At 46.2% G+C, this 16,243-nt stretch carries 13 protein-coding genes and 1 tRNA gene; 10 read left to right on the forward strand and 4 right to left on the reverse strand.

The window, feature by feature from the left end; translation table 11 throughout:
- Positions 1-49 precede the first annotated feature (49 nt).
- The 3 genes from D0A34_24845 to D0A34_24855 all read left to right on the forward strand — a co-directional run bounded on the left by D0A34_24845 (position 50) and on the right by D0A34_24855 (position 3,024).
- Positions 50-1,318 (forward strand): transposase, encoded by a 1,269-nt coding sequence (locus tag D0A34_24845; GenBank protein UNU22457.1) that lies wholly within the window; start codon positions 50-52, stop codon positions 1,316-1,318.
- A 62-nt stretch (positions 1,319-1,380) separates the two neighbouring features.
- The gene (locus D0A34_24850; protein UNU21638.1) at positions 1,381-2,163 is read left to right on the forward strand and encodes a Zn-dependent hydrolase; all 783 of its coding nucleotides are present in this window, start codon (positions 1,381-1,383) and stop codon (positions 2,161-2,163) included.
- A gap of 165 nt (positions 2,164-2,328) precedes the next feature.
- The gene (locus tag D0A34_24855) at positions 2,329-3,024 is read left to right on the forward strand and encodes a fasciclin domain-containing protein (GenBank protein ID UNU21639.1); all 696 of its coding nucleotides are present in this window, start codon (positions 2,329-2,331) and stop codon (positions 3,022-3,024) included.
- Positions 3,025-3,162: 138 nt separating this feature from the next.
- Here D0A34_24855 and D0A34_24860 read toward each other — a convergent pair whose 3' ends face one another.
- Positions 3,163-4,098 carry a cobalamin-binding protein gene (locus D0A34_24860; protein ID UNU21640.1) on the reverse strand — a complete coding sequence of 312 codons (936 nt, stop codon included), beginning with the start codon at positions 4,096-4,098 and terminating at the stop codon, positions 3,163-3,165.
- Between the two features lie 89 nt (positions 4,099-4,187).
- Positions 4,188-6,860: a phospholipid carrier-dependent glycosyltransferase gene (locus D0A34_24865; GenBank protein ID UNU21641.1), complete on the reverse strand. Its 2,673-nt coding sequence runs from the start codon at positions 6,858-6,860 to the stop codon at positions 4,188-4,190.
- A gap of 133 nt (positions 6,861-6,993) precedes the next feature.
- On the opposite strand from D0A34_24865, the gene D0A34_24870 reads away from it, so the two are divergent.
- Positions 6,994-7,066, forward strand: a tRNA-Phe gene (locus D0A34_24870).
- A complete protein-coding gene (locus D0A34_24875) occupies positions 7,037-7,216 on the forward strand; it encodes a hypothetical protein (GenBank protein ID UNU21642.1) in 180 nt (59 codons plus the stop codon). Before D0A34_24870 ends, D0A34_24875 begins: the two co-directional genes overlap by 30 nt.
- A gap of 33 nt (positions 7,217-7,249) precedes the next feature.
- On the opposite strand, the gene D0A34_24880 is transcribed toward D0A34_24875, so the two are convergent.
- Both D0A34_24880 and D0A34_24885 read right to left on the reverse strand, forming a co-directional pair.
- The gene (locus D0A34_24880) at positions 7,250-8,623 is read right to left on the reverse strand and encodes a hypothetical protein (GenBank protein UNU21643.1); all 1,374 of its coding nucleotides are present in this window, start codon (positions 8,621-8,623) and stop codon (positions 7,250-7,252) included.
- 146 nt (positions 8,624-8,769) lie between these two features.
- A complete protein-coding gene (locus tag D0A34_24885) occupies positions 8,770-9,618 on the reverse strand; it encodes a site-specific DNA-methyltransferase (protein UNU21644.1) in 849 nt (282 codons plus the stop codon).
- 170 nt (positions 9,619-9,788) lie between these two features.
- Here D0A34_24885 and ribA point away from each other — a divergent pair, with 170 nt between their 5' ends.
- From ribA to D0A34_24910, 5 genes are all read left to right on the forward strand, one after another.
- Positions 9,789-11,504, forward strand: a complete 1,716-nt coding sequence (ribA, locus tag D0A34_24890; GenBank protein UNU22458.1) for a bifunctional 3,4-dihydroxy-2-butanone-4-phosphate synthase RibB/GTP cyclohydrolase II RibA — start codon at positions 9,789-9,791, stop codon at positions 11,502-11,504.
- 266 nt (positions 11,505-11,770) lie between these two features.
- A complete protein-coding gene (locus D0A34_24895) occupies positions 11,771-12,226 on the forward strand; it encodes a hypothetical protein (protein ID UNU21645.1) in 456 nt (151 codons plus the stop codon).
- Between the two features lie 48 nt (positions 12,227-12,274).
- On the forward strand, positions 12,275-13,714 hold the full coding sequence (locus D0A34_24900) for a pentapeptide repeat-containing protein (GenBank protein UNU21646.1): 1,440 nt from the start codon (positions 12,275-12,277) through the stop codon (positions 13,712-13,714).
- Positions 13,715-13,812: 98 nt separating this feature from the next.
- Complete coding sequence (locus D0A34_24905) at positions 13,813-15,546, forward strand: ATP-binding protein (protein UNU21647.1); 1,734 nt, start codon at positions 13,813-13,815, stop codon at positions 15,544-15,546.
- Between the two features lie 220 nt (positions 15,547-15,766).
- On the forward strand, positions 15,767-16,051 hold the full coding sequence (locus D0A34_24910; protein ID UNU21648.1) for a hypothetical protein: 285 nt from the start codon (positions 15,767-15,769) through the stop codon (positions 16,049-16,051).
- Positions 16,052-16,243: the final 192 nt, after the last annotated feature.

The following is a 16,243-nucleotide window of genomic DNA, read 5'->3' on the forward strand; positions in this document are numbered from 1 at the left end:
ATGAGTGTTGAACAAGAAATACGCACAGCCCAAAGAACGGAAGTCTCAAATGCAGCTAACAGAGAGGCACATCATTAAATCCACGGAACACCGTTTCGCCCAAATTGACGAACTAGCTTTCAAGTCCAAAAACCTCTACAATGCCGCCAATTACGTTATTCGTCAGAGTTTTATTTATGGGTGGGGCTATGTTAATTACAACGAAACGAACCGCTTGATGAAGTCTCATGAAGCCTACAAGGCTTTGCCTGCCAAAGTAAGTCAGCAAATCTTAATGGTTTTAGACAAGAACTGGAAATCGTTTTTTGAAGCCGTTAAAGCTTACAAAGTTGATTCTTCAAAATTCACGGGTCGCCCAAAACTGCCGAAGTACAAAGATAAAGTTAAAGGGCGAAACCTTCTCGTCTACACGATTCAAGCAATTAGCAGCAAACAGTTGAAGAAAGGAATCATTAAACTTTCGGGTACAGAACTTTTAATTAAAACGAAAGTCAATCCCGACCAGGTTTGCCAAATTAGGCTGGTTCCGAAATGTGATTCCTATGTAATTGAGGTAATTTATGATGAACCGGAGTCCACCCTTGGCAACGCTAATTCTGTAGCTAGTATTGATTTAGGACTGGATAATTTAGTGGCGTTAACTTCAAATCAACCGGGATTTATCCCTTTGTTGATTAACGGGCGACCATTGAAATCGATTAACCAGTTTTACAACAAGCGGAAAGCACGATTGCAATCCCAGTTCAAAGGGAATCGCAAAACTTCGCCCCGCATTCAGCGCTTAACTCGCTGTCGCCATCAAAAAGTTGATAATTACTTACATCATGCTAGCCGTCTAATTATTAACCTTTTGCTCACCAAGCAGATTGGGACGCTAGTAATTGGCAAGAACGCGCAGTGGAAAACAGAAATCGAGTTAGGGAAGCAAACCAATCAAAACTTTGTTAGTATTCCTCACTCTCGATTAATTGAAATGTTGGAGTACAAAGCTCGGTTGGCGGGAATCACAGTAATTGTGCAGGAAGAATCCTACACATCCCGATCCAGTTTTTTAGGTTTAGACCCAATTCCTGTTTATGGAAAAACCGAAAAAGAGCCTGTGTTTACTGGTAAGCGGATTAAGCGGGGTTTGTACAAAACATCGACTGGTCAGCTAATTAATTCCGATGTGAATGCAGCGTACAATATCCTCAGAAAAGCAATCCCAAATGCGTTCAGCAATGGGATAGGGAGCTGCCTAGTTCAGCCGAGGCGGGTCGATCCGCTCAAAGTGAAAGGGAAGGGGGAGGGACTTAACGCCTCCCATGTCATGCAATAAATGACTATACTTTTACCAGCTATAACAACAAACGACCAACACCCGACAACCCCAACCACAAGATGAAACGGCGACAATTAATACGTTACGCACAGACGGGTTTGCTAGCAGCTTTAGCAACTGGTTTACCATCTGGATGGGAAAGCTATCAAGCTCAAACTGCTGATTCTTTGTCGGTTCAGTGGTTGGGCCACACTTGCTTCTTGTTCTCCGGAGGCGGTGCGAGGGTGCTGGTGAATCCTTTTCGCCCCCTGGGCTGTACCGCCGGCTATCGCTCTCCTAAAGTGCCAACAGATTTGATTCTGATTAGCAGCCGGTTGCTTGATGAAGGGGCGATCGACGGATTTGCGGGCAATCCCGGCCTGTTGTACGAGCCAGGGGCTTACAGGTCTAACGGGCTGCGGATTCAAGGGATTAGGACGGAAAAAGACCGTGAGGGAGGAAGGCGATTTGGGGTCAATGTGGCTTGGCTGTGGCAGCAAGCGGGCGTTAAGATTTTACACTTGGGCGGAGTTGCTGGCCCGATCGGCATTGAAGAGCAAATCTTGATCGGGCGGCCGGATATCGTGCTGATTCCCGTGGGCGGAGGGCCGAAAGCTTACACTCCGGCGGAAGCGAAGCAAACTTTGCAACTTCTCAAACCAAAGATGGTGATTCCGACACATTTCAAAACCCAAGCCGCCGATGCTGCTGCGTGCGATTTAGTGCCGCTAGATGAATTCTTGGCGCTGATGGATGGTACGCCGGTGCGCCGATTGAATAATGACACGATTTCGATCAAATCTGCTGACTTACCCCAAACTGGTTCGGTGATTGAGGTTTTGAGTTACAGATTTAGCGGTTGATGCCCGATTTCTTAGCTTGCGTTATAGTAAGGAAGTTTTGGTCGATCGGGGATGCAAGAGAAATTTCTCTCTATCTTAGCCTCTGGCAACCTTGCCTTTTGTCGAGATTTGGCTAACATAACAATTCATGTTCACTGTTTTATCTCCTAAGGAAATGCAAGCGCAATGAAAAATCAAAATTTACCTAGCTGGATGAAACAACTGACAGGTTTCGCAGGAATAATCGGCGCTAGCGCGTTGATTGGTTTCCCGGCTTGGGCTCACATCACCTCCAACACCAATGTTGCTAATGCAACTCAAACTCCACAAGTTGCAGGAAACGTGAAAACCGCTGCTTCACCGGCACCAACTGGCGCTACACAGGCACCAACTGGCACTTCACCGGCACCAACTGGCACTTCACCGGCACCAACTGGCGCTTCACCGGCACCAACTGGCGCTACTAAGGATATTGTTGCTATTGCATCTGGCGACGCTCAATTCAAGACGCTGACAAAGGCTTTGGGAGCTGCAGGTTTGGTGACAACTTTACAAGGAAAAGGCCCTTTCACTGTTTTTGCTCCGACTGACGCGGCATTTGCTGCTTTGCCAAAAGCAACTGTGGATGATTTGCTCAAACCGGCAAACAAAGCCAAACTTACTAAGATTTTAACTTACCACGTTGTTCCTGGTGCGGTTTTATCTACTAGCCTGAAATCCGGCGATGTTAAAAGTGTGGAAGGCACCTCGCTGAATGTGGCAGTTAGCGCAGGCAAAGTTACTGTCAGCGGCGCTAATGTTGTGAAAGCTGATATCAAAGCTAGCAACGGCGTTATTCACGTAATTGACAAGGTATTGATGCCCCCTGCTCCAACAAAGTAGGACTAGCGTTTTTTGCATCAATTGATGTCAGATTCGGTTAAATGAAAGCGAAATAAGGACACAACATTGTTGTGTCCTTATTTGTATGGCAGGCAATTCAGAATTAATATAGATAAAGCTTTAGCTAGCTGTGGGTAGTTACAAAAATTGCTGCCAACCCTTACCCCGATAGCCAAAATCGAAGATTTCGGGATGGAGAATTTCTGCTAAAATTTCTAACGAATCAACCAATCTCGGCCCCGGCCGATTAAAGTAAGAATTGCCGTCAGTTATGTAAACTTGCCCCGTTTTTACTGCTTGCAAATTAGGCCATTCTGGGTTTTTAGTTATCTGCATTGCTTCGCTGCGAGTGCGGCTTAAATCAAAGCCGCAAGGCATGAAAATAATTACATCGGGATTAGCTTCTACTAGCGATTCCCATTTTAACCAAGGGGAATGTTCCCCGACCATTCCAAATAGTGAATTGCCTCCCGCCATTGCCACTAATTCCGGAATCCAGTTACCCGCAGCCATCAAAGGCTCAATCCACTCGATGCAAGCTACTTTGGGAACTCTCTCTTTTGTGGTAAGAATAGATGATGCTTGTGTTTGAGAGGTAATAGCATCGATGCGGGATTGCAAAAGGTCGATCGCACTTTTGCCATTTACGCCCAAAGCATCAGCAACTCGCTGAATATCCGTCCAGATTTCTGCTAGCATATTCGGCTGCAAAGAAATAATTTCCGGCTTGCTATTTACCAGCGTGCTTACCGCTTGTTCAACCTCTGTTAGAGAACAAGCGCAGACTTCACATTGAGCTTGAGTAATAATGTGAGTCGGCTGCAATTTTTCCAAAGTATCTATTTCTACTTTATAGACACTCAGCGCATTTTGCAACAATTCTGTCACGCGGTTGTGAATTTCGCTGCTAGTTCCTTCTGGATTGAATTTAGGCTGAGTGCAAATAGGTAAATTTTGAATTTCTGGGGGATAATCGCATTCGTGGGAACGGCCCACAATTGCATCGGTTAATCCTAAAACTGCTACAATTTCGGTGGCACTGGGAATTAGAGAGACAATTCTGAGTTGGTTCATTGGTTTTCTGTTTTTTACCGCTTCGCAAGCACAGGCGTTACAGATTTAGAAGCACAGGCGGGACGCCCGTGCCACAATAAAAGGGATTGTTAAACTTTCAACTTTTTTAAGAATTGCAAATCTTGCCATGCTTGAATGAGATTACCTTGCATCAGAGCCGCTACGCCGTTTAAAACTCTAATTTCCGGTAGGTTGGAGTTGAGAGCGAGAGCTGGTTTTAATGCTGTTTGAGCAGCTTTGGGATGCCAGCCGTACAGGTGTACGAAAGCGAGATAGGCATAGGCGTAGGGGTTTTGAGAGTCGAGTTGGGTAACTTTTTCTAAGGCGGCGATCGCACTTTTGACATTCTGCTGCAATACCCGAGAAAATGCCAAAGCATAAGCCAATTCTAGATTATTTGGTTCCTGTTTCAACCGATATTCTAATGCTTGTTCTGCTTGCACGGTATAATCTTGAATTGGATCGTACTGATTGATGCGCCCAATCTGCTCGAACACGGGTTCTAAACCGGGCAATCCTTTGGGTAAATTAACCGCCATCGCCCGCAATTGAGTCACCAAATCTAACTCAGGCTTATCTGTATTATCCTGGTTCCCAGGCTCTGCCTGGAAACGCATATCCCGAGGCTCTGCCTCGATCTTAACACTAACTGCCGGCCCATTAATCGGATAAGTTTCGCCGGTTTTCCGATTTAGATAAGTAGCTTGCAGATTGTAAGTTCCCGGTGCAATATTAGCAGGAGGAAGCATCGCCGTGCGATCGACAACTCGAAACCCCACAGCAAATTTATCCGCTTCCAGCATCCCCGGATGCAAAGCCGCCTGGGCGATCGCGCGATCGTGTAAAATCCTGAAAGTCTGTCCCGGTGGAATATTGCCAGACTGCTGATTTTGCCACGTTACCAACACTAAACCAGACTGCAACTGCTGCCAAGGTCCAGACCAAGTATAAGTAACCGGCAGCGCGACTCCGGGAACTGCTTTTGCAGCGACAGTAACTCGATCTAATTGTACTTGCGATCGCGCTTCATTCAACGGCTGTATTTCGACGGGCTGCACTCGCTTGCGATAAAGATTTAAATTAGTAAAATCTGGCAAAATCCAAGTTTTTTCTAACTGAAATTTGTCCTCTTTTTCAATCGCGGTTACGGCTGCATCTTGAGCTTTTTTAATGCGTTCGCGAATCGAACCTTGCGGGCCACTTTTAGTTACGAACCAAGAGAGCGATCGCACATCTTGCGGCACTTGTTTTAAATTCGTTCCCACCTGCCGCCCGTAAACCTGAAAATTAGCCAAAGCACCGTAAAAATTCAAATTATGCTGGTTAATTTCCGGCGTCGAAGGCAACACCCCTAAAGTAGATTGTAAATAAGGTTCCCTATCAATAATTTCTGCAATTACCTCTCGGTGCGGCCACTCTTTCCCCAAGTAAGGATAGTTAGAATTGCCGGGACTGATAATTTGGACTAAGGTATTTCCCAGAGCACCTCCCAGCGGCAAGATATGGAACAGCATCGCCAGAATGGCCAAGCCAATTGTACCCCAGCGAATTTGTCGTCCCCACCGAGAAGGCCACAGCGTTAAACAGTAGGCTAAGAAAATAGATAAAACTGGCAAATAAGGTATCACATATCGGTCGTCTTTGTTGATATTTAGAGAATTAATTAAATAAGCTCCTCCCCAGAAAACAGCCAGCCACCGACAGGAGTTGAGATGCAAGATTGACGAACTATCTTGCCGGCGACGCCAATAAAGTATCAATCCTACTAAGGGAATAAGTAACAGAGGCCAAGAAATGTGTTCGGGTAAGTGCTTACCGTAGTAAATCCAAGCGTCGATCGTATTGATGCCCGGATCTCCTTCGGCGATCGCAGAATCCAGCGTTGCCCGTTTTCCCCCGGTCAAAATTAACAGCCAATTGGTTTTCGCCCAGGGCCCAAACACGGCCGCAGACAGCAACAGAGCACCAGTTAATTGACCTAATCTCCCCCAAGCTTTTTGCCGCACAGCACCAACAGCCAACCACACAATCGGGGTAAACAGAAATAATACGGTAGTGTGTTTAACTAATATTGATAAACCGAGAGAAATTCCAAAGGCGATCGCCCAAAAGAAAGATGACGCGGAGAGTGAGGGAGTGTGGGAGAGGGAGAATTTATACTTTTTCTTTGTTCGTTCCTCCAACTGAGTTCTATCGGTTACATCCGTTAAATCCGTTGCCGAACTTCCTTCTTCCTTCTTCCTTCTTCCTTCAGAAGCCTTCCACATTGTCAGACAATAGAAAGCAAAAGTAATTGCCGCAGTGAGGGGATAGTCGAGCAAAAATTGCAAGCGGAACCGATAAAGTCCCGGTAACAAAACGCAAATTGCAGCGGCCCACAAACCGACTTGTCGGTTAAATAATTGGACGCCCAGACTGTAGACTGAGGCGAGGAGAATTGCACTAAATAATAAATGAACGAGGGTTGCCCGATCGCCCCCAGTACCGAACACCTGAAGAAACGGAACCGTCAAGATGTATGCTAAGGGCGGAATTTTCGTCGAAAGCAGCCAGAAGTTTGTCCACCACTCCCCGGAAAACCACTGAGGATGCTGCAACGCCTGCAAGTATTTCAGGGTGCTAGTCAGGTAGTCTGCTTGATCCCACGCCGGGACAGATCGATCGAGGGCAAACCAGAGGCGATCGCTAATTGCCCCCAGCAGCCAAATTATGCCTAAGACAAGCAGACTCTTGCCCTCGCTGTCCCGATGTTGCTGTGCCATTGCGATTGTTGGATTTTAGGTTGCAGCTTTTAGCTTACAGGCGGGCGGTTCCGGGCGATCGAAAAATTAATTTGAAAAAGTGCTTGCTAAATTCTGTATGTGTCTGCTAAGATAGTAAAGCGCGAAAAAACAAGCCGGGATAGCTCAGTTGGTAGAGCAGTGGACTGAAAATCCACGTGTCACGAGTTCAAGTCTCGTTCCTGGCATCGCAAAGCCCTCACAAAGTTGAGGGTTTTTTTTTAGGCAAAATGCGGGCAATGCAGTCAATTATCGAACTCGATTTGCCTCAAAGTTTAGCTTACGAGATTGATGAATCTGTTCGACCTGAATATTTAAAGCTGTGGAGAAGCGTTTAACCCCGCCGAGAATAGTTTTTTCGGGATAGCGCCTTATTTTTGAGTGAGGTACGACCCTAGTTCTGGAATTTCACCGGCGCGCTGCCACTCGGCTTCCCCGCGCCGCACTTTGGTTCGGGCTGTGATTTCCTGAATCTCCCATAATTGCAATTTGGTATAGGGCCCCTTGGCTTCACCGCTGCGAAACACATACCAGTCGGCAATTTCAGGAGTTGGCTGGGTCGATCGTCTTACTGACTTCATCCGATTCATTCCAGTTGTCGCTTTGAGCTGATTTAGTTCTTGTTCTACCGGATTAGGAGGCGCTGAATTAGAATTGGGCGAGCGCTTTTTCTTAGCTGAACTCTGACTTTTCTTAGCCTCCGGCTTACCTCTGGCAATTTCTACTTCGCGAGGCCACCCCCAGAAATGCCACAGCGCCACCCAAACTAGGGCTACGGCAGATCCTAAAATCTCTTCTTGTGTTTCTGACCATTCTGAAGACTCTCCAAACAGCAGAAAACCGATCACACCGAGTACGCTCGCTATGAGGTTTAGGCAAATTAGGTTGGTAGCGTCGTTAGCGGCTAAGTGCCAACTGGTTGTGTGCCGAACAAAAGATTGGCTGGTTGCTGTCGTGTTGTGTTTCCAGGCTTTGCGAGCTTGAATCCGGCTATGACCAGGAGATTCGGCGGGCCACCACATCGCTGCCCAATTAACTAAATGCGCTGACCAATACTGCAAAGCTGCATATCCCACTATTGCGCTCAGCAGTACGCACACAACTAAGAAAAAAGTTGTTAATGGTAGTAGCTGTTTCGGTAGGATTTGTGCCGTCGCAATAGTTAGCAAAAAAAACGGAGTACCAGTTACTACTGGAACTAACAAAAGTTCAAATATCTTTAGAAGGTCTGCATAGAAAATCCCTAAGAATTTAAGAATAATTTTAAGCAGCTTTGCAAAGCGGAAGTGATACAGGTAAGCAGATGCGAGCGCAGTTCCTAGAATTAAAGCAATGAGCGCGCCCGAAGAGCGGTTGACCGGCAGCATAAAAATTGAGATCGCCGGAATTCCCATCACGATTGCTGCTGGCAGCGTGAGAAATGCAATAACCCCTTCCCTCCAGTGCTGCCAAGCCGATACAGTCGGCGGTTGCTGATTGTGCCGCCGAATTTCCACCCACTCTGCAAGCTTGGTTAACCCCCAGTGATAGAAAGCAAATAACAAGATTTGGCACAACCAAGCAAATGTTATTACGGCTTGAAAGTCTGAGCTCCTCATGGTGTACCAGTACCTCCTGCTAAATCCGTAGGAATAATAGTAAGCATTGGGCCACAGTAGAGAAACAATCAGCCAAAAGCTAATGCTTAAGGCAAACCCTCTGGCGCAGGATGTAGGATCGGGGAGGAATTTCGGCCAATTATTCATGGTTAGGATAATTTGACGGGATATCAATATTGTCCCATTGCGCCGATCGTTCTGGGGAGTGCGATCCGATCATCTTGAGCGCCGATCACTTGAGACCGATCGCCCGCTCTGGGACAATTTAAATTAAATTGCTGCAATTACCAACTTTAGAATAAAGATAACTGTGCTTCTGTGAGTTCCTTGTTCCTCAAAAAATCATTTATTCTACTAGCAACAATTTCACAGTAATCAGCCCTAATTTCAAATCCAATAACTTGACGCTGCAAACCCAGAGCCACAATTGCTGTAGTACCTGAACCCATAAACGGATCTAAAACAATTTCGTTTAAATTCGATGCAGACTTGATGATGCGATCGACAACAGCAACAGGAAATTGAGTGGGGTGAGGCGTGCGTTCTTTTGAAGCTCGGTTTTTCCCCGACGTAACTTTTGGGAACTGCCAAACATCCGTCGGATTTTTGCCTTTTAAGTTTACTTTAATCTTGCCGTTCTTTTTCTGATTCGGGTATTTCACATTTGGATCGCGCACTTCATCTAAATTAAAAGTATACTTATCTTGATTTTTTACATACCAGAGAAACTTTTCATTGCGGGGTGAAAAGAACTTGCTGCCCGCAACTCCCGCGCCGTAGTTCCAGACAACTTCTTGAATCAGATAAAAAGGCACTTTGTCCCAAAGCAGGTAGGAAATCGGAATTGCTTTTGCCCGATCGCGAATTGACAAATAACCTAAATTCAGCCAAAATGCTCCTCGATCGAGCGTTACCCGGTAAACCTCGGCTATCCACTGCTCGCACCAGTTTAAATACTCATCTAACACCAAGGATTTTTCGTACTCTTTGCCGATGTTATAAGGCGGGCTGGTAACGGTTAAATCTACAAATTGATCGGGTAGCAGCTTCAAAGCTTCCAAGCAATCCATGTTATAAATTACGCAATTAGGAGCTTGGAAGTACGGTTTACCTAAAATATTCGCGATCTCAGTCAAGCTCATGAAATATTGGGGAGAGATTTTGTTGACAAGATGCAATAATTATAGTAAGTGAGTTTAGAAATATTGTCAAACTCATCTGGACTGGGGAATCGCCCTGTCGGAAACAAAAGGTTACAATCACAAATACATTCTATTTCCATAACATTACTGTTTATAGCTTGAACTCCTCAGTGCCAAATAACAACTCCTCCACACAATCATTTCAATTTGACTCGATCGACAGCGCCCTCGCAGACCTCAAAGCAGGTCGCATGGTGGTAGTAGTCGATGACGAAAATCGCGAAAACGAAGGCGACGTGATTTGTGCCGCCCAATTCGCCACCCCCGACAACATCAATTTCATGGCCGTGAACGCGCGGGGTTTGATTTGTCTAGCCTTGAGTGGCGAAAGGCTCGATCGCCTGGAATTGCCCCTCATGGTCAGCAAAAACACTGACAACAACCAAACTGCCTTCACTGTCAGCATCGATGCAGTCAACGGCGTCAGTACCGGTATCTCGGCCGAAGACCGCGCCCGCACCATCCAAGTAGCCATTCACCCGGACACCAAACCTCAAGACTTGCGCCGTCCCGGTCACATTTTCCCCCTGCGGGCGATCGACGGTGGCGTCCTCAAACGCGCCGGCCACACCGAGGCCTCCGTTGACCTCGCCAGACTCGCTGGCCTGTATCCCAGCGGCGTCATCTGCGAAATTCAAAACCCCGACGGTTCGATGGCGAGGTTGCCCGAATTAATCGAGTACGCCAAAACCCACAACCTCAAAATAATCAGTATTGCCGACTTAATTAGCTACCGGCTCAAGCACGATCGATTCGTCCGCCGCGAAACCGTCGCCAAATTGCCCACTCAATTCGGCGAGTTTATGATTTACGCCTACCGCGACACCCAAGACAATTCAGAACACGTTGCGATTGTCAAGGGCGACCCGGCAGAATTTAAAGACAAACCCGTGATGGTGCGGGTGCATTCCGAATGCCTGACCGGCGATGCTTTGGGTTCCCTGCGCTGCGACTGCCGGATGCAACTGCAAGCGGCACTGAAAATGATCGAAAATGTCGGTTCTGGCGTCATCGTTTACTTGCGCCAAGAAGGTCGGGGTATTGGATTGGTAAATAAACTAAAAGCTTACTCGCTGCAAGACTTGGGATTGGATACTGTAGAAGCCAACGAACGGTTGGGATTTCCCGCCGACTTGCGGAACTACGGCGTCGGAGCACAAATGCTCAACGATTTGGGAGTTCAAAAAATTCGGTTGATTACCAACAACCCGCGCAAAATTGCGGGTTTGAAAGGTTACGGGATTGAAGTAGCCGATCGCGTCCCCTTACTAATTGAAGCCACAGATTACAACTCGATCTATCTGGCAACAAAAGCCGAAAAACTCGGTCATATGCTACTGCAAACTTATTTAGTAACAGTGGCGATTCAGTGGGACGAAACGAAGGAAGAAGGTAGAAGACCTTCGTCAGAAGGAAAAGAGGAAGATTCTGCAATCCAAAATCGGTACGAACACCTCGAAAAACTGCGGCATTTGGCGGCTAGCCAGCACTTGCTGCTGCAAGAAGAAGCGCGACCGGTGGGAATAGCCCTTTTCGGAGAAGGCTCCCTCATCGTTCACCTCGGCTTCGATCAAGCCGGACTCGCAGCCCCCGATTGGTACAAAGATCCAAACCATCCTTACGTCAAGGCGATCGGTCAAATTTTGGGCGAAATCAGCACTGATCCGAATTTGCAAACATTAGAATTCATGGTTTCCTCCGGTGGAGATCCGCTCAAAACCCTGCAAGTCCAGCTCGATCGCGAGACATTTCTTTTGTCGGAATTAACCGGAATTTGCGATCGGCTCGAACCTCAAAAAATCTACAGTTTTGCTCCTCTTGCCTGAAGGCAGAAGGTAGAAGTTAACCCCCCCCTACCCCAGCGGGGGGGAAGGCAGAAGCCAAGAAAAACTGTGAATTTCAGAATAATACTTGTTGATACCAGCATCTTCCTTTCGTCAGAAAGCAGCCACCAATAAAAACAGTTAATAACAATGTTGATGGCAGTCTAACAAGTCGATATAGCGAATACTTGAGAGAGAATCCTAGATCCACATTTATATTATTAAGCAGTATTAATAGTTATTAAATTATTTACTAGGACTTTTAGTTAATGTTAATTTTTTTAGACATGGATGGTGTACTTATTCCTGACAGAAGACATGAAACAGCGAGCTTGCCAACAGATATAATGAAATTTAGTTCAGCTTGCCTTAATCACTTTGAAAATGCCCTTCGTTCCTATCCTAATGCGCGAGTAGGAATTTCATCTTCCTGGCGTGAAATATTCCCCTTCGAGGTAATCCCGCCATTATTTTCACCAGATATCGCTATCCGTATTATCGGATTCACCCCTTTTCTAAACCCCAAAAATATTCACCAACACAAATATTTACGACCCCAGGAAGTTCTTGAGTATCTTCGACAAAATCAAGCAGAAAACTCACCTTGGGTAGCCATTGACGATATTCCAGAGCACTATCCGCCAGATGCGCCAGTTGTGGCTATTGATGATTACAATGGTTTTGACCAGAACTCAGCAAAGGTACTTTCAGAATATCTAACTTGATTTCAAAGGTTAGGAAAAAAGTATCGGAATAGAGAGGGTGAATTTGACATGGAAATGAACGTTGGTGACTTTCTGCACCGACTCGACCTCAGGGGACAAGCACTTAAAGGCACCAACCTCGGCGGTGCGGAACTCCGGGGAGCCAACCTCAGAGGCACGGATCTCCGAGAAACTAACCTCAGCGGCGCTATGCTCAGGTATGCAGACCTGATTGAAGCCGACCTCAGCGGCGCTAATCTCAGCGGGGCGGATTTAGCTGAATCATTTCTTAATTTAGCTAACCTCACTAGAGCTGATTTGACTGGTGCTGTCCTCCGAGAAGCTAATCTCGTAGGAGCCGAATTCACCGGCGCCAACCTCAAACAAGCAAGTTTGATCAAAGCTAATTTAGTTGGAGCAAATCTCCACGAAGCCAACTTAACCAGAGCCAACCTCAGTGGGGCCGATTTGCGCGGTTCTCAGTTGAGCGGGGCCATTTTAGACAAGGCGGTATACAACAACCGGACTATCTTTCCCGAGGATATTGATCCGGGTGCAATGGGAGCATTTTTGCTAGCTCCCAATGCTTCGCTCCCTGGCTTAAATCTGGCTATGGTAGATTTGACCGAAGCCGATTTAAAAGGAGCCGATTTGCGGCGGACAAACTTATACAAAGCTATTTTATTTGGCGCAAAACTCGATCGGGCCAACTTAGCAGGAGCCAACCTCAGCGCAGCGGACTTGAGGGAAGCTAGTTTGAGCGGCACGATTTTGGAGAAAGCTGTTTACAGCAAGAAAACATTGTTTTCAGAAGGCATTGACCCCGCTCTGGGCGGAGCTTATTTAATTGCTCCCAATGTATCGCTGCAAGGGGTAAACTTAACCGGAGCCGACTTAAACGGGTCAGATTTAAGCGGAGCTAATTTGAGCGGTTCTAACTTAAGTTCGGTTAATCTCAAAAATGTAGACTTCAGCAGAGCTAGCTTAAAAAAAGCTTACCTCAAAGGTGCAAACTTGGAGCAAACAGATTTGAGAGGAGCCGATTTAAGCGGCGCAATTTTACACCAAGTAAACTTGAGTTCTGCTGACCTCCGGGGTGTAGACTTAACAAGGGCTGACCTCAGCGGCGCTAATTTAAGCGATGCCGATTTGAGGGAGACAGATTTCACGGGAGCTACTTTGCTGTTCGCTAACTTGAGCGGGGCAGACTTGAGAGGTGTAGACTTGACAAAAGCTGACCTCAGCGGCGCTAACTTAACCGAAGCTGACCTCCGAAAAGCAGATTTGATGAGAGTAAATTTGGAGGGAGCAGATTTAACTGAGGCAGACTTGAGCGATGCTCATTTATTCCGAGTTAATCTCAGAGGTGCTAACCTGAAAGGTACTAACCTCAAAGGCGCAAGTTTAAAAGGGGTTTTTTTGACCGATGCTTATTTGAGCGAAACCGATTTGGCCGATATAGATCTGAGTCCAAGTTTTTTTGAATTGCCACTAGGATCGGAATGGTAATTAGTTGACTGTTAACAATCGAAAATCTAAAATAAAAAATCGCCCATCGAAAAGTGCTCGATTATTAACAATCTAAAATCTAAAATCTAAAATCTAAAATGGATCGACCGTTAGGCTCTGTTATTCAAGGTTCTCTGAGCAAGGGATTAGAAGTGCGACTGCACGCCGACGTTTCGGTGGAAGATATGAGGGTGGGGAAATTTCTAGTAGTGCGGGGGGTGCGATCGCACTTTTTCTGTATGCTCACCGACGTGTCTCTCGGAACTTCTAGCGCCCGCATTTTATCGAATCCTCCCAATCCCGACGACGATTTTCTTCTCGCAGTGCTAGCCGGTAGCAGCACCTACGGTACGATCGAACTGTCGCCGATGTTGATGTTGACTGCTGAACGAGAAAAACCGCAGGCAATTTTCGACCCGACGAAAAACGGCGGAGTTCGCGAGAATAAGCTGGCGTTAGGAAATTTGGCTTCTTTTGAGTCACAAACCGGTGCGGATATTGAGTTGCTGCCTGTCAAAACTATTCCCAGCCACTTTTCCCAGGTGTTTGATGCCAAAGAAACTGATTTTCGGGCAGTTTTTGGCTGGGAAGATGACCCGTACCGCCGCAATTTTGCGATCGGCAAACCGATTGACATGGACGTTGCTGTGTGCTTGGATTTAGACCGATTTGTGGAACGCAGCAACGGCGTTTTTGGCAAGTCGGGAACGGGAAAATCTTTTCTGACGCGCTTGCTATTGTCGGGAATTATTCGCAAGCAAGCTGCTGTCAATCTAATTTTTGATATGCACTCGGAGTACGGGTGGGAAGCAGTTTCGGAAGGGAAACAGTTCAGCACTGTTAAAGGTTTGCGGCAGTTGTTTCCCGATAAAATTCAGATTTATACCCTCGATCCAGAATCGACGAAACGCCGGGGAGTCCGCGACGCTCAAGAGTTATTTTTAAGTTTCGATCAAATTGAAGTGGAAGATATAGCGCTGGTGCAGCGCGAGTTGAATTTGTCGGAAGCTAGTATCGAAAATGCGATTATTTTGCGAAATGAGCTTGGAAGTGGTTGGATAAACAAGTTGCTGGAAATGAGCAACGAAGATATCCAAATGTTTTGCGAAGAAAAGCGGGGAAATAAGTCTTCGATTATGGCTTTGCAGCGGAAATTAGAGCGGCTGAATGATTTGAAATACATTCGGAAACGCTGTCCGAAAAATTATGTGACTGAAGTTTTGCAGTGTTTGGATGGCGGGAAGAATGTAGTAATTGAGTTCGGTTCCCACTCGGATTTGCTGTCGTATATGTTGGCTGCAAATGTAATTACTCGCCGCATTCACCAAGCTTACGTGCGGAAAGCTGAGAAGTTTTTGCAGAGCAAAAATCCGTGCGATCGCCCGCAGCCATTGGTGATTACCATTGAAGAAGCTCACCGCTTTCTCGATCCGGCGATCGTGCGCTCAACTATTTTCGGTACGATCGCCAGAGAAATGCGAAAATACTTCGTAACCCTGCTGATTGTAGACCAGCGTCCTTCTGGCATCGATGCCGAAGTCATGTCGCAAGTCGGGACGCGCATTACTGCTTTGCTAAACGACGATAAAGACATCGATGCTATTTTTACCGGCGTTTCGGGAGGGCAGAGTTTGCGTTCAGTTTTGGCAAAACTCGACTCCAAACAGCAAGCATTAGTTTTGGGGCACGCCGTACCCATGCCCGTAGTCGTGCAAACTCGCCCCTATGACGAGCAATTCTACAGAGAAATTGGGGATATTGACTGGCAAGAAATGCCCGATGAACAAGTATTTGCCGAGGCAGAATCTGCTAAAATGGATTTGGGATTTTAGATTGACAACTGCGAGATTAATTACAGAACTGAGGCAAATGTTACTGTAAATTAGTCTTTGCGAACAATTCGCGATCGCGGGCAATGACAGAAATATCTGATTTTTGCCTCAGTTATAAACGAAAAAGTGCGATTGAACGTCAAAAAAACTAGACCCCAGCTTTCAGTCAGAAGCTTTTCCCCTTTCACCCCCTCACCCCTCATCCCTAACTGCCCAAAATTTGCATAAGCTTAAACATGATGGAGATGATGGAGCCTCGCAGCACAATGAAAGTCAAACAGGGCAACAGCCAGCCTTTATACACCTTGTCGTTACTCGTAGCAGAATTGGATTAGCATATTTAAATAAAAATGTCAATAAATATTTTAAACAGTTACTCGCATCTAATACGGCGATCCAGTTCGGTTATCTCGCATGCCAGCATCTAGGCAGCGAGAAAATTTCAAGCGATGATGGAACAGAGAGCAAAACAAAGCCCTCGAATTGCATGAGTCTGTTTGCATGAGTATTGTGAAGTTGAGTGGCAGTTAAAACTAACAGGGAATTCAAAACCTTAAGGAAAAATGTAGAATCTTGACCTTAAGACAGAGGTTTTTACCCTTTACGATCCTCAAAATTGGGAATAATATTGAGAAAACTAAACTCTTGCTCCACTTCGCCTTGAACTAGCCGTTAAAGCTAGCGAGCTACCGAAAAT

Origin of the sequence: Microcoleus vaginatus PCC 9802, assembly GCA_022701275.1 — a bacterium.
Classification (GTDB): Bacteria; Cyanobacteriota; Cyanobacteriia; order Cyanobacteriales; family Microcoleaceae; genus Microcoleus; species Microcoleus vaginatus_A.